Below are 24636 nucleotides of genomic sequence, written 5' to 3'. Positions count from 1 at the left end.
GATGCCCGAAGGTGACACCGTCTGGCACACCGCCGTCATCCTGCGCGACGCCCTCGAGGGTCAGACGCTGACGCGCTGTGATGTGCGGGTGCCCCGCTACGCCACCGTCGACCTCACCGGCCGGGTCGTCGACGAGGTCGTCAGCCGCGGCAAGCACCTGTTCATCCGGGCCGGCGATGCGAGCATTCACTCGCACCTGAAGATGGAGGGCAGCTGGAAGGTGCACCCGCGAAACAAACCCAGCAGGGTCGGCCATCGGATCCGAATCATCCTGGAGACCCGCGATGTGCAGGCGGTCGGCATCGACCTCGGTGTGCTGGAGGTGTGCGACCGTGAGCACGACACCGACCTGGTCGCCCATCTCGGCCCGGATCTGCTGGGTGACGACTGGGATCCGCGGCTGGCCATGCAGAACCTGACCGCCGATCCGGACCGTCGGCTCTCGGAGGCGCTGCTGGATCAGCGGGTGATGGCCGGTGTCGGCAACGTGTACTGCAACGAGTTGTGTTACGTCACCGGCTATCTACCGACCACACCGGTCAAAAGCGTGCGCGATCCGCTGCGGATGGTGCAGCGGGCCCGAGACATGTTGTGGCTGAACCGGTCTCGGTGGAACCGCACCACCACCGGAGACACCCGGCGCGGCAACCAGTTGTGGGTGTACGGCCGCGCAGGCGAGCCGTGCCGGCGCTGCGCCACCCCGATCGAGTTCGATCAGGGTGGCGAGCGGGTCACGTACTGGTGTCCGGTCTGTCAGACCTAGCCCCCCGACGGCAGCGCAAGCTTGGCGATCTTGCGCACGACCGTGGCGAACTGGCGCGGCAGCGAACCCGCGTTGTACGGGATGCCGTAACGCTGGCAGATGTCGCGAACCTGCGCGGAGATCTCGGCGTGCCGGTGCGCCGGAATGTCGGGGAACAGATGGTGCTCGATCTGAAACGACAGGTTGCCCGACAGCAGGTGAAACAGCTTGCCGCCGGTCAGGTTCGCCGAGCCGAGGACCTGGCGGAAGTACCACTGCCCGCGGGTCTCGGCCTTGGTCTCCTCGATGGAGAACTCCTGGACGTCGTCGGGGAAGTGGCCGCAGAAGATGATCATGTACGCCCACACGTTGCGCACCAGGTTGGCCGTCATGTTGCCGGCGAACACCCACGGCGCGAACGGGCCGGCCAACAGCGGGAACGCGACGTAGTCCTTCAGCGTCTGGCGCTTGGTCTTGTGCCAGATACCCTGCAGGATCTCGCGTTTGTCGGACAGTGAGATCTCGCCGGCGCGGATGCGTTCGGTCTCCAGTTCGTGCAGCGCGACGCCGTACTGAAACAGCACCATCAGCAGAAATGCATACACCGGGTTGCCCAGGAAGTAGGGCCGCCACTTCTGCTCGGAGCTCATCCGCAGGATGCCGTAGCCGACGTCGCGGTCCATGCCGACGATGTTGGTGTAGGTGTGGTGCATGTAGTTGTGCGAGTGCCGCCACTGGTCGGCCGGACATGCGGTGTCCCACTCGAATCCGCGGCTGGAGATCGCCGGATCGCCCATCCAGTCGTACTGGCCGTGCATGACGTTGTGGCCGATCTCCATGTTGTCGAGGATCTTCGACAAGCTCAGCATCGCCGTGCCGGCCAGCCACAGCGGCGGCAGGATTCCGCCGAACAACAGCGTGCGCCCGGTGACCTCCAATGTGCGCTGCGCCTTGATGACCCGGCGGATGTAGTCGGCGTCGCGCTCGCCGAGGTCGGCGATCACGCGTTCCCTGATCGCGTCGAGTTCACGGCCGAACGCTTCGGTCTGCTCGGGGGTCAGGCTGATCGTCTTGCCGGCGACAACCTTCTCCATGGTCTTGGGTGCTGTGGTGGTGACGGTCATTTCGACTCCTTCGGATCTAGAGCGCAAGGTCGACGTCACCGACGGGGACGGACACGCAGATCTGCACGTCCTCCTCGTCGACGCCCGACGTCGCGCCGGTGATCAGGTTTTTCACCGCGCCGCGGGTCTTGCGGCGGGTGCAGCTGTGGCAGATACCCATCCGGCATCCGCTTTCGGGGGTCAACCCGGCGGCCTCGGCCTGTTCGAGCAGCGGCCGGCCGTCGTCGGTGACGCTCAACCCGCTGTCGGCGAAACTGACTGTGCCACCGGAGGTTTCGGTCAAGGCGTCGAAGACCGGCGGCACGAAGCTTTCGCAGTGCGCGTCGGGACGCAGCTCGCGCACCGCATCGGCCAGCCCCGGCGGGCCACAGACGTAAACCGCGTCGGCGTCGGGCATCGCGGCGGCCAAGTGCTCCGGGCCGAACCGGCCCTGCAGGTCCGCACCCGCCGTCGAGCGGGTGTAGCCGTAGCGCACCTTGACGCCGGCCGTGTCCGCCAGGGCGTCGAGCTCGGCGCGGTAGCAGACGTCGTCGGCGCCGCGCGCGTAGTGCACGAAGGCGACCTCGCCGCAATAGCCCTGCGCCCGCAGCGTGCGCAGCATCGACATCACCGGCGTGATGCCGCTGCCGCCCGACACCAGCAGGATGCGCTGCGGCCAGGTGGCGGGCGGACCGCTCGGCAGGGTGAAGTCGCCGCCGACGCTGTCGAGGCCCACCACCATGCCCGGGTGTGCGTGCTCGTTGAGGTACGTCGACACCAGGCCGCCGTCGTGGCGGCCGATCGTCAGCTCGATGTAGCGCGCTCCGGCGGCGCTGGCCGGTGAATACGGCCGGGTGCGCCGACGGCCGTCGATCTCGACCGTCAGGTTGATGTGCTGGCCGGCGCGAAATCCGGTGAACGCCTGATTCGGCTCGAGCGTGAGGGTGACGCTGCGCGCGGTCTGTCGCCGCACGCCGATCACCTTCGCCCGAGCCTCCCCCGACGTCCAGGTCGGGGCGACAAGCTCGGTGTATCGGTCCACACCGTGCGGTCCGGTGAGCAGGTCCACCAGCGGTGAACCCAGCACCCGATCGCGCAGCCCCCGCGTCAAAGTTTGAGTGAACATATGTATACCGTGCGTGGCTGGACGGGCGGAGGTCAAGAGAATGTCGCTGCTTGTGGTACGTTTCACAGAGTGAACAGTCGTACGCCTAGTTCACGAACAAGCCGTTCGGGTAAGAGCAGGTCGCGGTCGCGGGACACCCTGTCCCGGGAAGAGCGCAAAGAAGCCACCCGCCGGGCGATCGTCACGGCCGCGCTGCGGCTGCTCGAAGAACGCAGCTTCGCCGCGCTCAGCCTGCGCGAGGTCACCCGTGAAGCCGGCATCGTGCCCGCGGCGTTCTACCGGCACTTCGAGTCGATGGAGGCGCTGGGCCTGGTCCTCATCGACGAGTCGTTCCGCGCGCTGCGCGAGATGCTGCGCGGCGCGCGCTCGGGCAAGCTCGATCCCAACCGGGTCATCGAGTCCTCCGTCGACATCCTCATCGACGGTGTGAACGAACGACGCGAACACTGGCGCTTCATCGGACGTGAGCGCTCCAGCGGGCTCACCGTGCTGCGCTACGCGATCCGCACCGAGATCCGGTTGATCACCTCCGAGCTGGCGATCGACCTGGCCCGGTTTCCCGGGCTCAACACCTGGAGCTCCGAGGACCTCAACATCCTCGCGACATTGTTCGTCAACTCGATGATCTCGATCGCCGAGGCCATCGAGGACGCGCCCGACCCGCGCGCGCAGGACGAGATCCGGCGCATCGCGGTCAAGCAGTTGCGGCTGATCGTGGTCGGCGTCACCGGGTGGCGCAGCGCGGGTTAGCGTGTGGCGCATGCCGCATCTGGAACTGACCTATCCGCGTCCTGACGTCGCGGTGCTGACGCTGAACCGGCCGGACAAGCTCAACGCCTTGAACTACGCGCTCGTCGAGGACCTGCACGCCACGCTCGCCGAGATCAACGCCAACAACGAATGTCGCGTCGTCGTGCTCACCGGTGCCGGACGCGGCTTCTGCTCCGGGCTGGACCTGACCGATCCGAGCCCCGAGGAGGCGGGCGGCGGCACCGAGTTCCCCCGCTCGGGCATGCGCTGGCAGGAACGCATCGCCGACCTGACCGCCCGCGTGCATCGGCTGCGGCAACCGGTGATCGCCGCGGTCAACGGCGTCGCCTACGGCGGCGGTATGGGTATCGCGCTGGCCTGCGACATCCGGATCGCCGCACAGTCCGCGCGGTTCTGCACCCAGTTCATCAAGCTGGGGCTCGGCGGTTGCGACATCGGGGTGAGCTACACGCTGCCGCGGATCGTCGGGGCGGGTCCCGCGTTCGACCTGATCCTCACGGCACGGGCCGTCGAGGCCGACGAGGCGCTGCGCATGGGCATGGTCTCGCGGGTCGTGCCCGACGGCGAGGTGCTCGACACCTCGATGTCCATCGCCGAGACGCTATGCGGCTACGGCAAGTTCGGCGTGGAATCCACCAAGCAGGTGCTGTGGGCCAACCTCGAAGCCACCAGCCTGGAGGCGGCGCTGCACCTGGAGAACCGCAGTCAGATCCTGTCGTCGACCAGCGGCGACCTGCGCGAAGCTACCGCGGAGTTCCGCCGCCGTCGACAATGATCACCTGACCGGTGATGTAGCTGCCGGCGTCGGAGGCCAACAGCAGTGCGGCCCCGACCATTTCATCCGGGGTGGCTAGCCGCTTCATCAAGGTGCCGCCGACCATGTAGTCGATGGCCTGCTGCGGGTTCTTGCGCATCATGTCGGTGTCCACCGGCCCCGGCGCGATCGCGTTGACCCGAATGCCGGAGGCCACGAACTCCGCGGCCATCGACCGGGTGAACGACATCAGCGCGGCCTTGGCCGCGGCGTAGATAGACAGCGCGGGTGCGAAGTTGAACGCGCCGACCGACACCATGTTGATCACCGCGGCGTGCGCGCTGGCCTTCAGATGCGGCAGCGCCGCCTGCACGAGGAACACCGGCCCGCGCAGGTTGACCTCGTGGGATTTGGCCAGCGCATCGGCCGTGATCTCGCCGAGGGGTTGGGCCAGCGCGTTGGCGGCGTTGTTGACCACGACGTCGACGCCGCCGAACTCGTCGGCGGTGCGCTGCACCAGTGCTTCGAGGTCGTCGAGCTCGCCGAGGTGCGTGGGTACCCCGATGGCCTGGCCGCCGAGGTCGCGCAGGCGCTGCGCGGCCGACTCGCAGGCGTCGGCCTTGCGGCTGGCCACCGCGACGCGCGCGCCTGCGAGCACGAAGCCCTCGGCCAGCGCGAGGCCGATGCCCCGGGTGCCACCGGTGACGATCACGGTGCGGTCGGTCATGTCGAACAGACGGTCAAACGAAGGGCGGTCCACGGCGTTCAGTCAAGCAGACCCCGTTATCGAGGCAGTCAGTCGGTCATCGCCCAGGTCGACGTGGCGATCAAGTCCCCGCGTTGCAGCGCGGCGGCCCGGTACTCGTGAATCCGGCGGTAGTCCTCGTTGGTCACCATGTCGAGAAACGCTGCGGGCGAGGGGTATTCGACGACGAGGATCGCGTCCCACCACGGTTCGGCGGCGTCGCCGATGACCTGCGCGGGCGCGGTGCCTGCGTAGCGGACCGTGCCGCCGACGCGCTGCAGATGCGGGACGACCTCATGCGCGTAGCGCCGGTAGCTGTCCCTGCCGCCGTCGTTGAACTGCAGCAGGTTGACCATCACGACCGGCTCGTCGGCCGGCCTGGCCGCCAACGCTTCGATCTGCTGTGCGGTGGGCTCTGACGGCGAGCCCACCTCAGGTGCATCCGGTGACGCTGACGCGCCGGCCCACGCTCGCGCACACGCTCACGTTCGGCGACGGCGGCGGCGGCACGTACACCGGCGGCGGCGGTGGCGGCGGCGGTGGGGGCGGCGCCTCTTCACCCGGCGGAGGCGGTGGCGGCGGCGGTGGTGGTGGCGGCGGGGGCGGCGGCAGCGCTTCGTTGAGATACGACAGCGGGTCGGCACAGCCGGTGATGTCGACGACCCGACCGCCGACGGATCCGCACACCGTCGCGTCAGCGGAGGGCACGACCGGCACCGTCAGGCCGCCGGCGAACAGCGCGGCTGCCGCCAAAAGGAACACCTTGCGCACACTTCCTCCTCACCAGTTGGCCTCACCGAGACCCACTTCGCGTCAATTGTGGCAGCCGCCACGCCGGAACGTGGTCGAACGACACCCCCAAAATTGACGTCTGGATGATATTTGCTCGCGCTACGTCTGTACGCCACTTCGCCGACAATGCACATGCTGGCAACCGGGTCGGCGCCCCTCGACGGTCCGGATATGCGCACGGCGTCGCGCATGGTCGCAGGTGAACGCGTCATCGCTGAAATCGGCCAGCAACCGTTGGGAAAAAACAACTTCCGTTATGGGCACAAACTTGATCGTTGCGGTGTCAGTTCGTTCGCCCGCACTGCGCCGTTGTCTAGCCATTTAGCGAAAACCTTGGCGTGCGAAGCCGGTAGCTTTGTCCCCGACTTACCGGTATGTTTGCTGCGACGTCCGCGGCGGTCGGGGGACCTTCGGGGTTGGCGCCGCCACGTCGGTTCTTCGCCGGATCCCAACGTGGGGAAGTTTGATGTCTGCCAACCTGCCCTCGCAACGCTGGGCGCAACCCGTCCGCCTGCGCCTGCTGCGTTTCCTGGTCGTCGGTTCGGCGCTGCTGACCGTCGCCGCCACGGTCGCTACCCCCGCGCACGCCGCCGAAGCGTGGCAACGCAAGAGGCCGCCGCTGTCGACGCCGTGGACGCACCTGGTCGGACCGAACAACGCGCTTCCGGAATATCCACGCCCGCAGATGGTCCGGAAACGGTGGCACAACCTCAACGGGCTGTGGGGTTACACCGGCCGCTCGGCCGCCGAGGCGTTCTCCAGCCCGCCGTCGGCCGCCGCGTACGACGAGAAGATCCTGGTGCCCTACCCCACCGAGTCGGCGCTGTCCGGTATCGAACGCCACGACGATCAGATGTGGTATCGCAGGACCTTCGAGGTGCCGGGCACCTGGCGCGGCCAACGCGTGCTGCTGCATTTCGGCGCCGCCGACCAGATCGCCACCGTCTGGGTCAACGACCAGCAGGTCGCCCACCACGAAGGCGGATACACCGCGTTCAGCGCCGACATCACCAAAGCGCTGCGGTGGTCGGGCAGCCAGGAGTTGACGGTGCGCGTCGAGGACCGCAACGAGGACAACCCGTTTCCGGTGGGCAAGCAGCGCAGCCGGCCCGGCGGGCTGTTCTACACGGGGGCGTCGGGCATCTGGCAGACGGTGTGGATGGAGCCGGTGCGCGCCGCGCACATCGAGAAGCTCGACATCACCTCCGACCTGACCGGTTTGACCGTCACGCCCCATGTTTCCGACGGCACCGACGGCATCGCCGAGGTCGTCGTCTCCGAACCCGACGGCGCGGAGGTGGCGCGCGTGTCCGGGGAGGTCGGCGAGCCGCTGCGCGTCCGGGTGCCAGAACCGCGGCTGTGGAGCCCGCAGGACCCATACCTGTATGACCTTCGGGTGCGGCTCGTCGCCGCGTCCGGGAAGGTGGCTGACGACGTGCGCAGCTACGCCGGCCTACGCACCGTCGGCGTCGTGCCCGACGCGCGGGGCCGGCCGCGGATCGCGTTGAACGACAAGATCACGTTCCTGCACGGACCGCTCGACCAGGGCTACTGGCCCGACGGGATCTACACGGCACCCACCGACGACGCGTTGAAGTTCGACCTCGAACGCACCAAGGCGTTGGGCCTGAACTTCGTGCGCAAGCACGCCAAGGTGGAGCCGGCGCGGTGGTACTACTGGGCCGACAAGCTGGGCTTGCTGGTGTGGCAGGACATGCCGTCGCTGGACGTCTCGCTCGACCCGCCGACGGGGCCGGCGCCCGACCCCAGCCCGCAGGCCAAGGCGCACTTCGAACGTGAGCTCGCCGAGATGGTCGATCAGCTGCGTAGCGTCACGTCGATCATCGGCTGGGTGCCGTTCAACGAGGGTTGGGGCGAGTTCGACACCGCCAGGATCGCCGAGCAGGTCAAGGCGCAGGACCCGACGCGCATGGTCAACGCCAACAGCGGCGTGAACTGTTGTAAGTCCCGGCCCGACAGCCGTGCCGGCGACATCTACGACGACCACACCTACGTCGGGCCCGGCAGGCCCGTCTGGCCCGACCGGCGCGACGAACGCGCCCGCAGACTCGACGATCCGCCACCCGCGCCCGAGCACCGGGTCGTGGTCGACGGTGAGTACGGCGGCCTGGGGCTGGTGCTGGCCAGGAACCGGTGGCCGGGCCGGCCCGAGGCCTACGAGATGACCGACAGCCAGGCCCGGCTGACCGAGCGCTACGTCGAGGTGAGCCGCGACCTCGAGCAGATCGTGCGACGGGGCGGGCTGTCGGGGGCAATCTACACCCAGACCACCGATGTGGAGAACGAGGTCAACGGTTACCTCAGCTACGACCGGTGGCTGGTCAAGATGGTGTTGCGAACGGTCGCCGAACGCAACCGCGCGGTCATCGCCGCCGGCTCGAACCCGGGGGATCCGCCCGACGTGACGCGCTGAGGTCCGACGGTCATAGCGCGCGGGTGCTGGCGAATTCGCGAGGCTGCCCGGTGATCGGGTCGTCGAACGCCAGGCGTTGCGCCAGCAATCGCAGGGGCTGCGTGAAGTCGTCGGGCGCGACGTGAAGCGGGTGCGGATACAGCGGGTCCCCGATGATCGGCAGCCCGAGCGCGGCCATGTGTACCCGCAGCTGGTGGGTGCGCCCGGTTGTCGGGGTCAGCCGGTACAGCCCGCCGCCGAGGTGCTCGATCCGCGTGACGGCGTTCGGTGCGCCGGGCTCCTCGACCGCCTGCAGTTGCCCGCGACGCTTGACGATCCGGCTGCGGACCACGAGCGGAAACTCAAGGTTCGTGGCTACCTTCGCGCGGGCCCGGTACGTCTTGCGCACCGCCCCGGCGGCGAACAGCGACTGATACGCGCCGCGAACCTCGCGGCGTGCCGTGAACAGCAGGACTCCGGCGGTCAGCCGGTCCAGCCGGTGCGCCGGGGCCAGCTCCGGCAGGTCGAGTTCGCGGCGCAGCCGCACCAGCGCGGTCTGCGCGACGTGGCGCCCGCGCGGCATCGTCGCCAGGAAGTGCGGTTTGTCCACCACGACGATGTCGTCGTCGCGGTGCAGCAGTCCCACGTCGAACGGCACCGGCACCTCGTCGCGCAGCTCGCGGTACAGGTACACGTGCGCACCGGGCGGCAGCACCGTGGAATCGGTGACGACGGCGCCGTCGGCGTCGACCACCTCACCGGCGAGCACCTTGGCGCGGGCGCCGGTTCCGAACCGCGACTCCAACTCGGCCAGCACCGGTCCGCCGAACAGCCGCACGCGCGCGGGCCCGATCCCCTCGAAACCCGGCGGCACCGGAAGCGGCGCGGCGCGGCTCAACTCAACGGAACGGGTTCGAGGATCTCGGCACGCGCCTCCGGAGCGGCCGCCCGCAGCGCATCAGCGGATTCGTCGTCGGGCTGCTGCTGGGAGCGCACCTCGGCGTCGACGCGCGCACAGTAGGTGGCCACCTCGCGGTCCACGTCCTGGGGCGTCCAGCCCAGTACGGGCGCGACGATTTCGGCCACCTCCCGGGCGCAGTCCACCCCGCGGTGCGGGTATTCGATCGAGATCCGCATGCGCCGCGCCAGGATGTCTTCCAGGTGCAGCGCCCCCTCGGCGGCCGCGGCGTAGTACGCCTCCACCTTCAGATACACGGGCGCCTCGGTGATCGGATCCAGGAGGTCGGGCCGCGCTGCCCCTTCTTGGCTGGCCATCTGCAGCACTTCGCCGATGGTCGAGCCGTACCGGTCCAGCAGATGCCGAACTCGGTAGGGGTGCAGGTCGTAGTGCGCGCCGACGCTCTGGGTCTGGTTAATCAACGCGAAGTAGCCGTCGGCGCCCATCAGCGGCACCTTCTCGGTGATCGACGTCGCGACCCGGGCCGGGATGAACTCCGCGGCCGCGTCGATCGCGTCTTGGCCCATCACCCGGTAGGTGGTGTACTTGCCGCCGGCGATGGCCACCAGCCCGGGTGCGGGCACCGCGACGGCGTGCTCACGCGACAGCTTGGAGGTCTCTTCGCTCTCCCCCGCCAGCAGCGGACGCAGGCCCGCGTAGACGCCGTCGATGTCGTCGTGGGTCAGCGGTGTGGCCAGGGCCTTGTTCACCTCGCCGAGGATGTAGTCGATGTCGGCCTTGGTGGCGGCGGGGTGGGCCAGGTCCAGGTTCCAGTCGGTGTCGGTGGTGCCGATGATCCAGTGCGTGCCCCAGGGGATCACGAACAGCACCGACTTCTCGGTGCGCAGGATGATGGCCACCTCGCTGACGATCCGGTCGCGCGGGACCACCACGTGCACACCTTTGGACGCCCGGACCCGGAACCGGCCGCGCTGTTTGGACAACGCCTGGATTTCGTCGGTCCACACCCCGGTGGCGTTGACGACGACGTGCCCGCGCACATCGGTGACCGCGCCGTCCTCCGAATCGCGCACCTGCACGCCGATGACCCGGTCACCCTCCCGCAGCAACGCCACCACCTGCGTCGAGGACCGCACCACGGCGCCGTAGTGGGCGGCCGTGCGGGCCACCGTCAAGGTGTGCCGGGCGTCGTCGACGACGGTGTCGTAGTAGCGGATTCCGCCGATCAACGACGTCCGCTTGAGCCCCGGCGACAGCCGAAGCGCACCGGCGCGGGTCAGATGTTTCTGGGCGGGCACCGATTTGGCACCGCCGAGTTGGTCGTAGAGGAAGATGCCCGCCGCGACGTAGGGCCGTTCCCACCACCGCTTGGTCAGCGGGAACAGGAACGGCAGCGGTTTGACGAGGTGCGGGGCCAGCGTCGTCAACGCCAGCTCCCGCTCGTACAGCGCCTCGCGGACCAACCCGAACTCGAGTTGTTCGAGGTAGCGCAGCCCGCCGTGGAACATCTTCGAGGACCGGCTCGAGGTGCCCGACGCGTAATCGCGCGCCTCGACGAGCGCGACCTTGAGCCCGCGCGTCGCCGCGTCCAACGCCGCTCCCGCGCCCACGACTCCCCCGCCGATCACCACGACATCGAACTGCTCGCTGCCCAGACGTTGCCAAGCCGAGGCCCGCTGCTCGGGTCCCAGAAGGGTCTGCGGGTTGGCCGGGGTGGGGTCACTCACTTGTTCCACGTTACGTGCGGTCAATCCAGATCGTCGTGCGCCATCAGCTGTCGGCCGGCCTCGGTGACCGACCCCGACAGCGACGGATACACCGAGAACGTGTGCGCCAGATCCTTGACGTCGTTGCCGTTCTGCACCGCCAACGCGATGGGCAGGATCAGCTCGGAGGCGATCGGGGCCACCACCACGCCGCCGATCACCACCCCGGTGGCGGGCCGGCAGAAGATCTTGACGAAGCCGCGGCGCAGGCTGCTCATCTTGGCCCTGGCGTTGGTGTTCAACGGCAGCATGACCGTGCGGGCCGGCACCGAACCGTCGTCGATGCGTGACTGCGGCACCCCGACCGCCGCGATCTCCGGGCGGGTGAACACCGCAGCAGCCACGGTACGCAGCCGAATCGGTTCGAGCGCCTCGCCCAGCGCGTGGTACATCGCGATGCGGCCCTGCATGGCGGCCACCGAGGCCAGCAGCATCAGCCCCGTGCAATCCCCCGCGGCGTAGATCCCCGGCACCGAGGTGCGCGACACCCGGTCGACCTTGAGGTAGTCGCCGTCGTCGACTTCGATGCCGACGCGTTCGAGCCCGAGGCCGCTGGTGTTGGGCACCGAGCCGACGGTCATCAGCGCGTGGCTGGCCTCGACGGCGCGGCCGTCAGTCATGGTCACCAGCACCCCGGCCCCGGCGCGGCTGACCGAGTCGGCGCGGGCGTTCTTGACCAGCGTCGCACCGCGGGACGCCAGCACTTCCTCCAGCACCGCGGCAGCGTCGGAGTCCTCGTGCGGCAGGATCTGGTCGCGGCTGGCCACCACGGTGACCTTCACGCCGAGCTCGGTGTAGGCGTTGACGAACTCGGCGCCGGTGACGCCGGATCCGACGACGACGAGATGTTCGGGCAGCGTGTCGAGGTCGTAGAGCTGGCGCCAGTTCAGGATGCGCTCACCGTCGGGTTGCGCGCCGGGCAGCACGCGGGGGCTGGCGCCGGTGGCGATCAGCACGACGTCGGCGGTCAGCGTGTCCACGGAGCCGTCGTGACCGGTGACCTTGACGGTGTGCGTGGCCATGCCGGGGACGGCGTCGATCAGCTCGCCGCGGCCCGCGATCAGCGTGACGCCCTCGTTGCGCAGCCGTGCGGCGATGTCGGCGGACTGCGCGGCGGCCAGCGCCTTGACCCGCTTGTTGATCTGCGGCAGCGAGATACTGGCGTCGCTGAACTCGAAGTCGTATCCGAGGTCGGGGGCTCGGCGTAGTTCGGTGCGCACACCCGTCGAGGCGATGAACGTCTTGGACGGCACACAGTCGAACAGCACGCACGCGCCGCCGATGCCGTCGGCGTCGACGACGGTGACCTCCGCGCGGGCGGCGGCCACCAGTGCGGCTTCATAGCCGGCGGGCCCTCCGCCGATGATCACGATGCGGGTTGGCACGCCCCCAACCTAACGAAGCGGGAGGTTGATCGCCCTGCCGACGCACCAACGCTTAGTCTTTGTCCGTGCCGCTCTATGCCGCGTACGGATCCAACATGCATCCGGAGCAGATGTTGCAGCGGGCCCCTCATTCGCCGATGGCAGGTACGGGGTGGCTGCATGGGTGGCGGCTGACGTTCGCCGGCGAGGACATCGGCTGGGAAGGCGCGCTGGCCACCCTGGTCGAGGATCCGTCCTCGAAGGTGTTCGTCGTGCTCTACGACATGACCAAGGACGACGAGGCCAACCTGGACCGCTGGGAAGGCTCTGAGCTGGGCTTTCACAAGAAGATCCGGTGCCGGGTGGACCGGTTGTCCTCAGACACCACCACGGATCCGGTGCTGGCCTGGCTCTATGTCGTCGACGCCTGGGAGGGCGGCCTACCGTCGGCGCGCTATCTCGGCGTCATGGCCGATGCGGCCGAGATCGCGGGCGCGCCATCGGAGTACGTGCACGATCTGCGGACCCGGCCGGCGCGGAACATCGGGCCGGGGTCGCCGGGGTCCTAGCCGACGCGGCGCAGCTTCCACAGCGGGTAGCCGCGCTCGATCACTGCCATCCGCACCAGGCCCACGATGGTCTTCAGATTTCCCGAATCGGCCGCCCGGATCATCCTCCACCCCCTTCTCACAACAAAGTCCGGTGTTACGGCACCGAATTCGACGGCCACCATAGGCGCTTCGTATCCCATCGCGATGACCGCGGTGCGCTGGCCGTCCGTCACGGTGAAATGCGTCCTCGGCGCGGGAAAGCCGGCGCCGATCAGAGCGAGACGAACCACGGATTCCACTGGCGACTGCGACCCGCCGTCCATCAGACCCAGCGCATCCACGGCCCGCCACCAGTGTCGCGTTCCCCGATAGCGGTCTACGAGCGGCTGCACGTCGAGCGCGTTGATGCCCGTTTTCGAGGCAAGCGCATCCAAGCGGGGGACCGCGGCGTTGCGTGGGCAGTGGCGGGCTAGGTCGAAGGCCGTGCGCTCCGCTGTGGTGATGGGCAACCCGGCGATCTGCACGATTTCGTCGGTTTGAATTTGGCTGTTTCGCACGACGATTCCGTCAGGTGGGCGGGCGTTACGCCAGATCAGCTCGACATCGATGGACTCGTCGATCCATCGCGCGCCGTGCAGGGCAGCAGCGGCCAGGCCCGCGACCACTGCTCGACGCCCCGACCACAACCAGGCGCCAACGGCGCGCTGCAACAGCGACGGGGTGGGCCCTGCAGGGATGTAGACGTCGGGGTAGAGGGCCCGGTAATTCCACCGCAGCTGCCCGCGGGTGAGCACGCCGTCAGCCAGAGCTTCGCTGCCGATGAAGACGTCGTCCATGCCGCGATGCTGACCGGACCCACTGACAAATTTCGCGCTACGACCGAGACTGCGCACACGGCTGTGGACACCCGATCACGACCCTGGCCGCAATCTCGCCCATAGCCTGCGATTCGCAATACCGAACAAGCTGCACCCGGCACCACAGCCCTGACTGCAATCTCGCCGCTAGCACTGATTTCGACAGGTGGTACCGGCGCGCGCCGAGTCCTAGTACCGCGCCGCCTGCTCCACGATGTTGACCAGCACCCGCACCCCCACCGCCAGCGCCCGCTCGTCGATGTCGAACGTCGGCTGGTGCAGGTCCAGCTGCGGACCGCGTCCCGACCACACGCCCAGCCGCGCCATCGCGCCGGGTACCTCCTCGAGATACCAGGAGAAGTCCTCGCCGCCGCCGGACTGGCGGGTGTCGGCCAGCACGTCGGGGCCGATCACCTCGATCGCATGGGTCAGGATGCGCGTGGAGATCTCCTCGTTCACCACCGGCGGTACCCCCCGCCGGTACTGCAGGCTGTGCTCGAGACCCAGCGGCGCCAACAGCGACGAAACCGCTTCGCGCACAATCGCTTCCAGCGCCTCCCAGGTGTCGCGGCTGGCGGTGCGGATGGTGCCGGCCAACGTGCCGGTCTGCGGGATCGCGTTGGCCGCGACGCCCGCGTTGACCGCACCCCACACCATCACGGTGCTGTTGCGTGGGTCGATGCGGCGCGACAGCACCCCGGGCACCCCGGTAATCAATGTGCCCAGCCCGTACACCAGGTCGCCGGTCAGGTGCGGTCGCGACGTGTGCCCGCCGGCCGAGTCCAGCGTGACCTCCAGCTGGTCGGCCGCCGAGGTGATCGGGCCGGCCCGCACCGCGACCCGCCCGACCGCCAGCCGCGGGTCGCAGTGCAGCGCGAAGATCCGCGACACCCCGGTCAACGCACCGGCGGCGATCGCGTCGATCGCACCGCCCGGCATCAACTCCTCGGCGGCCTGAAAGATCAGCCGTACCCCCACCGGCAGCTCGGGCACCGACGCCAGCGCCAGCGCCGCCCCCAACAACATCGCGGTGTGGGCGTCGTGACCACAGGCGTGCGCGATGTTGGGCACCACCGACGCGAACGGCGTGCCGGTGCGGTCGGCCATCGGCAGCGCGTCCATGTCGGCGCGCAACGCGATCCGCGGGCCGTGTTCGGGTCCGAAGTCACATGTCAGTCCGGTACCCCCGGGCAGCACCTTGGGGTTGAGGCCGGCGTCGGCCAGATGCGAGGCGACGAACTGGGTGGTGCCGAACTCCTGACGACCTAACTCCGGATGGGCGTGGATGTGCCTGCGCCAACTCACCAGGTCGGCAGAGTGCGACGACAGCCAACGCGCGGCGGCGTGCCTCAGGACGGTCATGCCGCCCGCCTTGCCTGCAGCTCGACCAGATCGCCACGGCGTCGGGTGACGGCGTCTTCGACGCGACCCGACGCGGTGGAAGCGGACATTCTGGCAGTATCTCACTGCTTCGATAGCGGCCGATTTCACGGTTAAGCTGCCCAGCGTGACGACCCCGGACGCGGTGGCCCGCGAAGCAGCGAGCGTCATCGGCGACCGCACCGGCGTCGACCGCCACGACGTGGCCGTCATCCTCGGCTCGGGCTGGGCTCCGGCCGTCGACCAACTCGGCGCGGCCGCGGCCGACGTCGCGGTGGCCGAACTGCCCGGGTTCACCCCGCCGACCGCACAAGGGCACGGCGGCCGGCTGCTGTCGACGCGCATCGGCGAGCGGCAGGTGTTGGTGTTCGTCGGCAGGATCCACGCCTACGAGGGCCACGAGCTGCGCCATGTGGTGCATCCCGTGCGGGCCGCGTGCGCCAGCGGGGTGCACACCGTGGTGCTGACCAACGCCGCCGGAGGGTTGCGCGACGACTTCGTGGTGGGCCAGCCGGTGCTGATCAGCGATCACCTCAACCTGACCGGGCGCTCACCGTTGGTCGGCGCACAGTTCGTCGACCTGGTCGACGCCTACTCGCCGCGGTTGCGTGGCGTCGCGCGCGAGATCGAGCCCGCGCTCACAGAAGGTGTCTACGCGGGGCTCGTCGGGCCGCACTACGAGACGCCCGCCGAGATCCGCATGTTGCGCACGCTGGGCGCCGACCTCGTCGGCATGTCGACCGTGCACGAGACGATCGCGGCCCGCGCCGCCGGGGCCGAGGTGCTGGCCGTGTCGCTGGTGACGAACCTGGCGGCCGGGATGACCGGCGCACCGCTGAACCACGAGGAGGTGCTGGCGGCGGGCCGGCAGTCCGCGACGCGGATGGGCGCACTGCTCGCAGACGTCATCGCGCGGATCTGACGACAACCCGGCTTATGCCGACAAGAAAGTGGGCACACTAGCCGCATGACTTTGTCGCGGACATCGACCACCGCGCAGGAGTGGATTGCCCACGACCCCGATCACCGAACCGCCGCCGAGCTCAAGGAGTGCAGCGAGGAAGAGCTAGCCGAGCGGTTCGCCAACCCGCTGACGTTCGGGACGGCGGGGTTGCGCGGGCCGCTGCGCGCCGGACCCAACGGAATGAACCTGGCCGTCGTGCTGCGCGCGACGTGGGCGGTGGCCAAGGTGCTGCATGACCGCGGGCTGTCGGGCCAAAATGTCGTCGTCGGGCGCGACGCGCGGCACAGCTCGGACGATTTCGCGTTGGCTGCCGCTGAAGTGCTTGCCGCCCAGGGTTTTACCGTCACGCTGATGTTCACGGCGGTGCCGACGCCGGTAGTTCCGTTCGCGGTGCGCCGCCAGTCGGCAGTCGCCGGGATCATGATCACTGCATCGCACAACCCGCCGACCGACAACGGGTACAAGGTGTACTTCGAGGACGGCTGCCCGATCGTGGCGCCCACCGACCGCGAGATCGAGCAGGCGATGGCCGATGCTCCCCACGCCGACGAAATCGAGCGCGCCGCTGTGGAACCGGCCGGTGTCGACGAGGTGCAGGCGTTCGTGGAGCGTGCGGCGCAGGTGCGGCACACTCACGGTTCGGTGCGGGTGGCGCTGACGCCTTTGCACGGCGTCGGCGGGGAATTCGTGATGGATGCGCTGGTGCGTGCGGGGTTCTCCGATGTGCATGTGGTTGAGGAGCAGTTCGCGCCCGACCCGGACTTCCCCACCGTGTCGTCGCCGAATCCCGAAGATCCCGCCGCAACCGAGGCACTGCTGGAGCTGGCCGCCGATGTCGACGCCGACATCGCCGTGGCGCTGGACCCCGACGCCGACCGGTGCGCGATCGGCGTGCCCACACCCGACGGCTGGCGGATGCTGACCGGCGACGAAACAGGTTGGCTGCTGGGCGATTACATTCTGTCGCAGATCGAGCCGGGTCCGGTCACCGAGTCCACGGTGGTGGCCAGCACGGTGGTGTCGTCGCGGATGCTGGCCGCGCTGGCCGCCGAGCACGGCGCGCGTCACGTCGAAACGCTCACCGGGTTCAAGTGGCTCTCCCGCGCCGACAACGACCTGCCCGGCTGCACGCTGGTGTACGCCTACGAGGAGGCCATCGGCCATTGCGTCGACCCGGCCGCGGTTCGCGACAAGGACGGCATCAGCGCGGCCGTGCTGGCGTGCGATCTGGTCACCGCGATGAAGCACCGCGGGCACACGCTGCTCGACGCGCTCGACGACCTGGCCCGCCGCCACGGTGTGCACACCACCACCGCGGTGTCGCGGCAGGTGGACGACGCGCACGAGGCAGCGGCCGTGATGGACCGGCTGCGCCGCACCCCGCCCGAGGAGCTGGCCGGCTACGACGTCACCGTCACCGACCTGCGCGACGACGACGGCCCGCTGCGCACCGACGCGTTGATCCTGACCGGCGGCGACGAGCACATCTCGCTGCGCCTGGTGGTGCGGCCGTCGGGCACCGAGCCAAAGGTCAAGTCCTACATCGAAGTCCGGTGCAGCGACAGCGGCGACCTCGGAGCGGCGCGCAGCCGCGCGCAAGCCCTGCAGGACGAGCTCACCGCGGTCGCCCAGCGCTTCTGATTGCCCCCTTTGCCCCGCGGTCAGCGCGGGCCGAACTGGCGGTCGCCGGCGTCGCCGAGGCCCGGCACGATGTAGGCGATGTCGTTGAGGCCCTCGTCGACGGTCGCGGTGAACAGCCGCAGATCCGGGGCCACCTTCTCCACCGCCGCAAGGCCTTCCGGCGCGGCCACCACGCAGATCGCGGTGATGTCGGCGGCGTGGCGCGAGACCAACAGCTCGATGGTGTGGCACATCGACCCGCCCGTCGCGAGCATCGGATCAAGCACCATCACGGGCGTGCTGCTCAAGTCGTCGGGTAGCGACTCCAAATACGGTGTGGGCAGCAGGGTTTCCTCGTTGCGGGCCACACCGACGAAGCCGACCAACGCTTCGGGGATCAGCGCGTGGGCCTGGTCGACCATGCCCAGCCCCGCGCGCAGCACGGGCACCAGAAGCGGCGGGTTGGCCAGTCGGCACCCGGTGGTCTCCGCGATCGGGGTGCGTACCGTTACCGGCTCGACGGGCAGGTCACGGGTGGCCTCGTACACCAGCATCAGCGTCAGATCGCGCAGCGCCGCGCGGAAGCCCGCGTTGCCCGTCGACTCGTCGCGCAGGGTGCTCAGCCGCGCGGCGGCCAATGGGTGATCGACGACGCGCACATCCATGCGCCGAACACTAATGGAACCGAGCGCCGCTCCCGTGCGTCATAACCACATGCGCGCCGATACCGATGCGATCCGCCACCTGGGGTCTGCCACCGCCACCCATGCCGCCGAACTCGCCGACGTCGCCGCCGTGTTGGCGTCGTTGCCGCCCCCGAACCTCGGGCCCGTCGGGGCCCGCTTTTCGACCGCGCTCGAGCAGGCGGCCACCGTCGGGGCGCAGGCGCTCGCGGCGCTGAGCGAACGGCTCGCGTCGTCAGGGCAGACCGCCTATTCCGCCGCCGCCGCGTACGACGCCGCCGACGACGGTGCGCGCGCCCGCATCGCCGGCGTCTGACGGTGCCCACTGCGTTGGTGGCGGCGCTGTCGGCGCCGATACGCGAGTTACAGCACCTGGTCGGGCCCGGCTGGGCCGAAGACTCGGCCGTCGTGCTCGGCACCGTGCGCGACGCGCTCGGCGACGTGGCGGCGTCGGTTCGGGTGGCGTGGCGCGACGCACACGCGTCGTGGTCCGGTGCGGGCGCCGACGGGGCCGACGTCTACCTCGCCTCGACGGCGGCGGCCATCGACGACCTCGCCGACCACGTCGACCGGTTGGGCGCGGCGGCACGCACCGCGGCAGAGGCCGTCGCCCAGGCGCACCGCCGGTTGGCGGAGATCGTCGACGACTTCGAGGCCCGCGCCGCCGCGCTGGAGCCCTATCTCGACTCCCCCGGCGCGACGGAGAAGCTGCTGGCCGCGGCGCGACGCGCGCTGGACGAGGCGGTCGCCGCCGTCGCGCAGTTGGAAGCCGAACTGGACGGCCATGCCGCGGCGCTGCCGGCCCCAGCACCCCAGGCGGGCCCGGCCCCGTCGGCCACCACAACGCCCGCCGGAATGGCCATGCCGTCCGTACCGTCCGGGTTGGGCGGCGCGCCGATGGGCCCGGCGGGTTCGGGGCTGGCCGACCTCGGCGAGTGGGTCAAACCCGAGTCGTTGTCAACCACCCCCGACGCGGCGACGTTCGGCGACGGCGTGGCCATCCGGCTACCCGACGGCAGCGTCGCGTTGGCGCCCAACGCGGTGGCCGCCAGCGCGGTGCGCCACGCGTTGACGCAGCTGGGCGTGCCCTACGAATGGGGCGGCACCACCCCGGGCGTCGGCCTGGACTGCAGCGGCCTGACTCAGTGGGCCTACGGCGAAGCGGGGCTGGGCATTCCGCGGCTGGCGCAGGAACAGGACGTCGGCGCCGCCGTCGACGCGGGTTCACTGCGGCCCGGCGACCTCGCGGTGTGGGACGGGCACGTCGCGATGATCGTGGGCAACGGGACGATGATCGAGGCGGGCGATCCGGTCAAGCTGTCCGCGATCCGCACCGACAACGCGGGACAGGGGTTCCAGGGCTTCTGGCGCCCGACGGCGTGAGGCGTGCCCAGCCCAGGTGGTTAGGCTGTGCGCCATGGCTGCTGACATCGTGCCGATCCGGCTCGGGCTGACCAAGGGTGACCTGTACACGTTGTGGGCTCCACGCTGGCGCGATGCCGGCGACGAGTGGGAGGCCTTCCTCGGCAAGGACGAGGACCTGTACGCGTTCGAATCCGTGGCCGACATGGTTGCGTTCGTGCGGGGCAACAACGACAACGACCTCGACGACCATCCGGCGTGGGAGAAGCTGACCGAGGCCAACGCGCACCGGCTCGATCCCCCCGAAGACCGCCAGTTCGACGTCATCGGCGTGGCCGAACTGCTCGCCGAGAAAAAGCCGAGCGAGGAGGCGGTCACCAAGGTGCACCGCACGCTGGCGGTGGTCTCGGCCATCGGCTCGGTGTGCGAGCTTCCGCCGATCACCAAGTTCTTCAACGGCAACCCGGTGCTGGGCACCATCGGCGGCGGCATCGAGGCGTTCAGCGGACGCGCCGGCCGTAAGCGCTGGGGCGAGATATCGACGGTGATCCACCGCGGCTGGGACAGCGTCATCGATGCGCTCGACGAGGTGATCACCATCCCCGACGTCGACGCGGCGGCCTCCGAGAAGGCCGCGGCCGAGCTGGCCGAACCCGCCCCCGAACCCGACTTCGACGAGCAACCCGTCGACGAGATCATCGCCGAAGCCGCGTCCGGTGACACCGAGGAAGACGCGGAATCCGAAGCGTTCGCCGGCCAGGCCACCAACCTGGTGCTGGGCAGCGACGAGGACTTCTGGGCCAAGGTGGGCATCGACCCGGTCCAGATCATGGCCAGCGCAGGCACCTACTACACGCTGCGCTGCTACCTCGACGACCGGCCGGTCTTTCTGGGCCGCAACGGGCGGGTCAGCGTGTTCGGCTCCGAACGCGCGCTCGCGCGCTACCTGGCCGACGAACACGACCACGACCTGTCGGACCTGGCCACCTACGACGACATCCGCACCGCGGCCACCGACGGGTCGCTGCAGATCGAGATCATCGACGAGAACGTCTACGTGCTGACCGGTCTGGTCGACGACGTCGCCGAGGGGCCCGACGCGCTGGACCGCGACCAGCTCGAGCTCGCGGTCGAACTGCTCAGGGACGTCGGCGATTACGCCGAAGACCCCACGGTGCAGCAGACCCTGAACGTGAACCAGCCGCTGGGTCGGCTGATCGCCCACGTGCTGGATCCCAAGAGCGTGAACCGCCCCGAACCGCCGTACGCTAAGGCCGTTTCGCAGTGGGAGGAACTCGAGGCGTTCGTGGAGTCGCGGCTGCGCCCGGAGCAAGCCTACGGCTGATGCTGGCGACCGACTGGTCGGCCCGGATGGGTCTTCGCGTCCCGATCGTCAACGCGCCGATGGGCGGAGTGGCAGGGGCCGCGCTCGCCGCCGCGGTGTCGCGGGCCGGAGGCCTGGGCATGCTCGGGATGGGCAGCTCCGCGTCGGCGACGAAGCTGACTGTCGAGTTACCTGACCTGGCCGAGCTGGCGGCACCGTTCGGCATCGGGCTGGTGGACTGGGTCGCCGCCGCCGAACCGGGGCTGCTCGACGCGGCGCTGGCCGCGCGTCCCGCGTTGCTGTCGGTCGGTTTCGGTGACGACTTCTTCTGGGTGGCGCCCGCCCGCGACGCAGGCGTCATCACCGCGACGCAGGTCGGTGACCTCGCGGCGGCGCAGCGCGCGGTCGACGCCGGCGTCGACGTGCTGATCGCGCGCGGCGCCGAAGGCGGCGGACACGGCGCGCCGCGGGTGGGCACCCTGCCGCTGCTCACCTCGGTGCTCGACCGCCACCGGCTACCGGTGCTGGCCGCCGGCGGGATCTCGTCGGGCCGCGGGGTGGCCGCCGTGCTGGCGGCGGGCGCATCGGCGGCGTGGGTGGGCACCGCGTTCAGCGCCTGCCTGGAAGCGTCGGTCTCCCCCGCCGTGCGCCAGGCGCTGCTCGATGCCCGCGACACCGACACGGTGACCACCCGGGTGTTCGACGTCGCACAGGGCTACCCGTGGCCCGACACACTTCCAGAACGGGTGCTGCGCAACGCATTCGCCGACAAGTGGATCGGCAGGGAAGCCGAACTCGGCGACGCCGAGCGCGACGCGCTGGCCGCGGCCGTCGCCGCCGAAGACCTCCGGTCGGCGCCGATCAACGCCGGGCAGGGTGTCGGGGTGTTGGACACCGTCGAATCCGCCGCGGATGTCATCGAGCGGCTGTGCACCGACGCGGCCCGGCTGCTCGGGCGGTGGGCCGAGAAGCGCTAGCCGATCAGCACGGCGTAGCGCGGCTTGATCACGTCGTCGATGAGCGCGAGCCGTTCGTCGAAAGAGATGAACGCCGATTTCATCGCGTTGATGGTGAACCGCTGCAGATCCGTCCAGCCGTAGCCGAACGCCTCGACCAACCGCAGCATCTCCTGGCTCATCGAGGTGTCGCTCATCAGCCGGTTGTCGGTGTTGACGGTGACGCGGAAGCGTTGCCGGGCCAGCAGATCGAACGGATGCTCGGCGATGCTGGCTACCGCACCGGTCTGCACATTGCTGCTCGGACACATCTCGAACGGAATCCGCTTGTCGCGCAGCAGCGATGCCAGCCTGCCCAATCGGACCGGGCGGCCGGGCTCCTCGAAGATGTCGTCGACGATGCGCACCCCGTGGCCCAACCGGTCGGCGCCGCAATAGGCGATCGCCTCGTGGATTGACGGCAGGCCGAATGCCTCGCCGGCGTGAATGGTGAAGCGCGCGTTGTTGCTTCGCATGTACTCGAAGGCGTCGAGGTGCCGGGTCGGTGGATGTCCGGCTTCGGCGCCGGCGATGTCGAAGCCGACGACGCCCTTGTCGCGGAAGCGGATCGCGAGTTTGGCGATCTCCAGCGACCGCGCGGCATGGCGCATCGCGGTGACCAGGCAGCGCACCGTGATGGGGCGGCCCTCGGCGGCGGCGGCCTTTTCCCCGTCGACGAAGCCGGCCAGTACCGCGTCGACGACCGCGTCCATCGACAGCCCGCCGTCGATGTGCAGTTCGGGGGCGAACCGGATCTCGGCGTAGACCACGTTGTCGGCGGCGAGGTCCTCGACGCACTCGTAGGCCACCCGGTGCAGCGCTTCCGGGGTCTGCATCACGCCGACGGTGTAGGCGAACGGTTCGAGGTAGCGCTCCAGCGACCCGCTGTGCGCGGCAGTGCGCACGATGGTCGCCAGCTCGTCGGCGTCGGTGGCGGGCAGCCCGGTGTAGCCGGTGGCATCGGCCAACTCGACGATGGTGGCCGCGCGCAGCCCGCCGTCGAGGTGGTCGTGCAGCAGCGCCTTGGGGGCGCGGCGGATGTTCTCCAAGGTCAGCGGTGTGGTCATGGCGTGATCCGGTCGATGATCAACGGACGCGACGGGGGCGCGGCGTCGGCGACGGACCAGCCGCCGTCGAGTTCGGCGACCGCGCCGACGAACCGCTCCGGCGTTTCGGTGTAGAGCGTGAACAGTGTCTCACCGGCGGCGACGGGCTCGCCGGGACGTCGGTGGATGCGCAACCCGGCGCCGGGCTGAACCCGCTCGCCCGGGACCACGCGGCCCGCACCGAGCCGCCACACCGCCAGTCCCACTGCCATCGCGTCGATGCTTCCCATCGTGCCATTTCGGGGTGCGGTCACGGTCTCGGTGTGCGCGCCGACCGGCAGTTTCTGCGTCGCATCCCCGCCCTGGGCAGCGACCAGGGCGCGAAACCGGTCCATCGCCGAACCGTCGCGCAGCGTCTCGGCAGGATCGACCCCGTCGATCCCGGCGGCGTCGAGCATCTCGGCGGCCAGCGTCAGCGTCAGCTCCACGACGTCGGCCGGACCGCCGCCGGCCAGCACCTCCAGCGATTCGGACACCTCGACCGCGTTGCCGACGGTGCGGCCCAGCGGGGTCGACATGTCGGTCAGCAGCGCGCGGGTCACCAACCCCGCGGCGGCGCCGAGTTCGACCATGGTTTGGGCCAGCTGCCGGGACTCGCTTTCGGTCTTCAGGAACGCACCGGAGCCCACCTTGGTGTCCAGCACCAGCGCCCGGGTGCCCTCGGCGATCTTCTTGCTCATCACCGAGCTGGCGATCAGCGGCAGCGATTCGGTGGTGGCGGTCACGTCGCGCAGGGCGTAGATCTTGCGGTCGGCGGGAGCCAGCTCGCCGGCGGCGAAGATCGCCGCACCCAGATCGCAAAGTTGTTGGCGGATCTGGGCTGTGGGCATCTCGGCGGAAAACCCTTCGATGGACTCCAGCTTGTCGAGGGTGCCGCCGGTGTGGCCGAGCCCCCGCCCGGCGGCCTGCGGTACCGCACCGCCGCAGGCCATCACCACCGGCACCAGCGCGATGGTGATCTTGTCGCCCACCCCGCCGGTGGAGTGTTTGTCGACCAGCGCCAGCGGTTTACCGCCGCGGCGCAGGTCGGAGAAGTCCAGCCGGTCCCCCGAGGCCACCATGGCCGACGTCCAGCGCGCGATCTCGGCGCCGGTCATCCCGCGCAGGAAGATGGCCATCAACAGCGCCGACATCTGTTCGTCGGGCACGGTGCCGTGCGTGTAGGCGTCAATCACCCAGTCGATGGCCGCATTGGAGAGCACGCCGCCGTCGCGCTTGGTCCGGATGACCGTCGGAGCGTCAAAGGACCGCGACATTGTCTTTGCCGCCGAGTGTGGGGTCGTGACACGCTTTTTCGCC

The 24636-nt window shown here is 69.6% G+C and carries 24 protein-coding genes; 11 read left to right on the top strand and 13 right to left on the bottom strand.

Features of this window, described 5'->3' with window-relative positions:
• The first annotated feature begins 1 nt into the window (after position 1).
• Positions 2-763: an endonuclease VIII Nei2 gene (nei2, locus tag ABQE44_RS05345; protein WP_448428635.1), complete on the top strand. Its 762-nt coding sequence runs from the start codon at positions 2-4 to the stop codon at positions 761-763.
• Here nei2 and ABQE44_RS05340 read toward each other — a convergent pair.
• Positions 760-1866, bottom strand: coding sequence for a fatty acid desaturase family protein (locus ABQE44_RS05340; RefSeq protein ID WP_448428634.1), 1107 nt, complete (start codon positions 1864-1866; stop codon positions 760-762). The two genes, nei2 and ABQE44_RS05340, sit on opposite strands and share 4 nt — an antisense overlap.
• Positions 1867-1882: 16 nt before the next feature.
• On the bottom strand, positions 1883-2971 hold the full coding sequence (locus ABQE44_RS05335) for a ferredoxin reductase (RefSeq protein ID WP_448393004.1): 1089 nt from the start codon (positions 2969-2971) through the stop codon (positions 1883-1885).
• Between the two features lie 69 nt (positions 2972-3040).
• Between ABQE44_RS05335 and ABQE44_RS05330 the strand changes: the two genes are divergently transcribed.
• Both ABQE44_RS05330 and ABQE44_RS05325 read left to right on the top strand, forming a co-directional pair.
• Complete coding sequence (locus ABQE44_RS05330; RefSeq protein WP_448393002.1) at positions 3041-3721, top strand: TetR family transcriptional regulator; 681 nt, start codon at positions 3041-3043, stop codon at positions 3719-3721.
• A gap of 10 nt (positions 3722-3731) precedes the next feature.
• A complete protein-coding gene (locus ABQE44_RS05325; protein WP_448393001.1) occupies positions 3732-4517 on the top strand; it encodes an enoyl-CoA hydratase/isomerase family protein in 786 nt (261 codons plus the stop codon).
• Here the strand turns inward: ABQE44_RS05325 and ABQE44_RS05320 are convergent.
• From ABQE44_RS05320 to ABQE44_RS05310, 3 genes are read right to left on the bottom strand one after another with little or no spacing between them, the layout of a single operon-like run.
• Entirely contained in the window at positions 4486-5256 is a 771-nt protein-coding gene (locus ABQE44_RS05320) for an SDR family NAD(P)-dependent oxidoreductase (protein ID WP_448393000.1), read from the bottom strand. The two genes, ABQE44_RS05325 and ABQE44_RS05320, sit on opposite strands and share 32 nt — an antisense overlap.
• A gap of 35 nt (positions 5257-5291) precedes the next feature.
• Complete coding sequence (locus ABQE44_RS05315) at positions 5292-5672, bottom strand: DUF1330 domain-containing protein (protein WP_448392999.1); 381 nt, start codon at positions 5670-5672, stop codon at positions 5292-5294.
• A 1-nt stretch (position 5673) separates the two neighbouring features.
• A complete protein-coding gene (locus ABQE44_RS05310; RefSeq protein ID WP_448392998.1) occupies positions 5674-6012 on the bottom strand; it encodes an RNA-binding protein in 339 nt (112 codons plus the stop codon).
• A 487-nt stretch (positions 6013-6499) separates the two neighbouring features.
• Here ABQE44_RS05310 and ABQE44_RS05305 point away from each other — a divergent pair, with 487 nt between their 5' ends.
• The gene (locus ABQE44_RS05305) at positions 6500-8467 is read left to right on the top strand and encodes a glycoside hydrolase family 2 protein (protein ID WP_448428632.1); all 1968 of its coding nucleotides are present in this window, start codon (positions 6500-6502) and stop codon (positions 8465-8467) included.
• Between the two features lie 10 nt (positions 8468-8477).
• Here ABQE44_RS05305 and ABQE44_RS05300 read toward each other — a convergent pair whose 3' ends face one another.
• Genes ABQE44_RS05300 through ABQE44_RS05290 form a run of 3 tightly spaced genes read right to left on the bottom strand, consistent with a single transcriptional unit; the run spans position 8478 to position 12516 of the window.
• Positions 8478-9344, bottom strand: coding sequence for a pseudouridine synthase (locus tag ABQE44_RS05300; RefSeq protein ID WP_448392996.1), 867 nt, complete (start codon positions 9342-9344; stop codon positions 8478-8480).
• Positions 9341-11092, bottom strand: coding sequence for a glycerol-3-phosphate dehydrogenase/oxidase (locus ABQE44_RS05295; protein ID WP_448392995.1), 1752 nt, complete (start codon positions 11090-11092; stop codon positions 9341-9343). Before ABQE44_RS05295 ends, ABQE44_RS05300 begins: the two co-directional genes overlap by 4 nt.
• Positions 11093-11112: 20 nt before the next feature.
• Entirely contained in the window at positions 11113-12516 is a 1404-nt protein-coding gene (locus tag ABQE44_RS05290; protein ID WP_448428630.1) for an NAD(P)H-quinone dehydrogenase, read from the bottom strand.
• A 65-nt stretch (positions 12517-12581) separates the two neighbouring features.
• Here ABQE44_RS05290 and ABQE44_RS05285 point away from each other — a divergent pair, with 65 nt between their 5' ends.
• Positions 12582-13064, top strand: coding sequence for a gamma-glutamylcyclotransferase family protein (locus tag ABQE44_RS05285; RefSeq protein WP_448392993.1), 483 nt, complete (start codon positions 12582-12584; stop codon positions 13062-13064).
• On the opposite strand, the gene ABQE44_RS05280 is transcribed toward ABQE44_RS05285, so the two are convergent.
• The gene (locus tag ABQE44_RS05280; RefSeq protein WP_448428628.1) at positions 13061-13939 is read right to left on the bottom strand and encodes a type IV toxin-antitoxin system AbiEi family antitoxin; all 879 of its coding nucleotides are present in this window, start codon (positions 13937-13939) and stop codon (positions 13061-13063) included. The genes ABQE44_RS05285 and ABQE44_RS05280 overlap by 4 nt on opposite strands.
• A 153-nt stretch (positions 13940-14092) precedes the next feature.
• Positions 14093-15265, bottom strand: a complete 1173-nt coding sequence (locus ABQE44_RS05275; RefSeq protein ID WP_448428626.1) for an amidohydrolase — start codon at positions 15263-15265, stop codon at positions 14093-14095.
• A 145-nt stretch (positions 15266-15410) separates the two neighbouring features.
• Between ABQE44_RS05275 and ABQE44_RS05270 the strand changes: the two genes are divergently transcribed.
• Positions 15411-16205: a purine-nucleoside phosphorylase gene (locus tag ABQE44_RS05270; RefSeq protein ID WP_448428624.1), complete on the top strand. Its 795-nt coding sequence runs from the start codon at positions 15411-15413 to the stop codon at positions 16203-16205.
• 45 nt (positions 16206-16250) lie between these two features.
• Positions 16251-17888, top strand: a complete 1638-nt coding sequence (locus ABQE44_RS05265) for a phospho-sugar mutase (RefSeq protein ID WP_448428622.1) — start codon at positions 16251-16253, stop codon at positions 17886-17888.
• Between the two features lie 20 nt (positions 17889-17908).
• Here ABQE44_RS05265 and upp read toward each other — a convergent pair whose 3' ends face one another.
• Positions 17909-18532, bottom strand: coding sequence for a uracil phosphoribosyltransferase (gene upp / locus ABQE44_RS05260; protein WP_448428620.1), 624 nt, complete (start codon positions 18530-18532; stop codon positions 17909-17911).
• A gap of 49 nt (positions 18533-18581) precedes the next feature.
• On the opposite strand from upp, the gene ABQE44_RS05255 reads away from it, so the two are divergent.
• Genes ABQE44_RS05255 through ABQE44_RS05240 form a run of 4 tightly spaced genes read left to right on the top strand, consistent with a single transcriptional unit; the run spans position 18582 to position 22213 of the window.
• Positions 18582-18866, top strand: coding sequence for a hypothetical protein (locus ABQE44_RS05255; RefSeq protein ID WP_448428618.1), 285 nt, complete (start codon positions 18582-18584; stop codon positions 18864-18866).
• Positions 18867-18868: 2 nt separating this feature from the next.
• Positions 18869-19933 (top strand): C40 family peptidase, encoded by a 1065-nt coding sequence (locus tag ABQE44_RS05250; RefSeq protein ID WP_448428616.1) that lies wholly within the window; start codon positions 18869-18871, stop codon positions 19931-19933.
• Between the two features lie 34 nt (positions 19934-19967).
• A complete protein-coding gene (gene satS, locus ABQE44_RS05245; RefSeq protein WP_448428614.1) occupies positions 19968-21257 on the top strand; it encodes a protein export chaperone SatS in 1290 nt (429 codons plus the stop codon).
• Positions 21257-22213 (top strand): NAD(P)H-dependent flavin oxidoreductase, encoded by a 957-nt coding sequence (locus ABQE44_RS05240; RefSeq protein WP_448428612.1) that lies wholly within the window; start codon positions 21257-21259, stop codon positions 22211-22213. The genes satS and ABQE44_RS05240 overlap by 1 nt, the downstream gene beginning before the upstream one ends.
• Here ABQE44_RS05240 and ABQE44_RS05235 read toward each other — a convergent pair.
• Both ABQE44_RS05235 and ABQE44_RS05230 read right to left on the bottom strand, forming a co-directional pair.
• Complete coding sequence (locus ABQE44_RS05235) at positions 22210-23298, bottom strand: adenosine deaminase (protein ID WP_448428610.1); 1089 nt, start codon at positions 23296-23298, stop codon at positions 22210-22212. The two genes, ABQE44_RS05240 and ABQE44_RS05235, sit on opposite strands and share 4 nt — an antisense overlap.
• On the bottom strand, positions 23295-24593 hold the full coding sequence (locus ABQE44_RS05230) for a thymidine phosphorylase (protein ID WP_448392983.1): 1299 nt from the start codon (positions 24591-24593) through the stop codon (positions 23295-23297). The genes ABQE44_RS05235 and ABQE44_RS05230 overlap by 4 nt, the downstream gene beginning before the upstream one ends.
• Positions 24594-24636 lie beyond the last annotated feature (43 nt).

Source organism: Mycolicibacterium sp. XJ2546 (assembly GCF_053483195.1).
Note: the sequence above shows the minus strand (reverse complement) of the source record. Positions and strands in the feature narration are given on the sequence as shown.

What these genes read in the sequence shown, in the direction of transcription:
- ABQE44_RS05275 (WP_448428626.1), bottom strand. Translation starts at nt 15,265, where the DNA reads ATGACCGTCCTGAGGCACGCCGCCGCGCGTTGGCTGTCGTCGCACTCT.
- nei2 (WP_448428635.1), top strand. Translation starts at nt 2, where the DNA reads ATGCCCGAAGGTGACACCGTCTGGCACACCGCCGTCATCCTGCGCGAC.
- ABQE44_RS05255 (WP_448428618.1), top strand. Translation starts at nt 18,582, where the DNA reads ATGCGCGCCGATACCGATGCGATCCGCCACCTGGGGTCTGCCACCGCC.
- ABQE44_RS05240 (WP_448428612.1), top strand. Translation starts at nt 21,257, where the DNA reads ATGCTGGCGACCGACTGGTCGGCCCGGATGGGTCTTCGCGTCCCGATC.
- ABQE44_RS05335 (WP_448393004.1), bottom strand. Translation starts at nt 2,971, where the DNA reads ATGTTCACTCAAACTTTGACGCGGGGGCTGCGCGATCGGGTGCTGGGT.
- ABQE44_RS05230 (WP_448392983.1), bottom strand. Translation starts at nt 24,593, where the DNA reads ATGTCGCGGTCCTTTGACGCTCCGACGGTCATCCGGACCAAGCGCGAC.
- satS (WP_448428614.1), top strand. Translation starts at nt 19,968, where the DNA reads ATGGCTGCTGACATCGTGCCGATCCGGCTCGGGCTGACCAAGGGTGAC.
- upp (WP_448428620.1), bottom strand. Translation starts at nt 18,532, where the DNA reads ATGGATGTGCGCGTCGTCGATCACCCATTGGCCGCCGCGCGGCTGAGC.
- ABQE44_RS05305 (WP_448428632.1), top strand. Translation starts at nt 6,500, where the DNA reads ATGTCTGCCAACCTGCCCTCGCAACGCTGGGCGCAACCCGTCCGCCTG.
- ABQE44_RS05325 (WP_448393001.1), top strand. Translation starts at nt 3,732, where the DNA reads ATGCCGCATCTGGAACTGACCTATCCGCGTCCTGACGTCGCGGTGCTG.
- ABQE44_RS05340 (WP_448428634.1), bottom strand. Translation starts at nt 1,866, where the DNA reads ATGACCGTCACCACCACAGCACCCAAGACCATGGAGAAGGTTGTCGCC.
- ABQE44_RS05235 (WP_448428610.1), bottom strand. Translation starts at nt 23,298, where the DNA reads ATGACCACACCGCTGACCTTGGAGAACATCCGCCGCGCCCCCAAGGCG.
- ABQE44_RS05265 (WP_448428622.1), top strand. Translation starts at nt 16,251, where the DNA reads ATGACTTTGTCGCGGACATCGACCACCGCGCAGGAGTGGATTGCCCAC.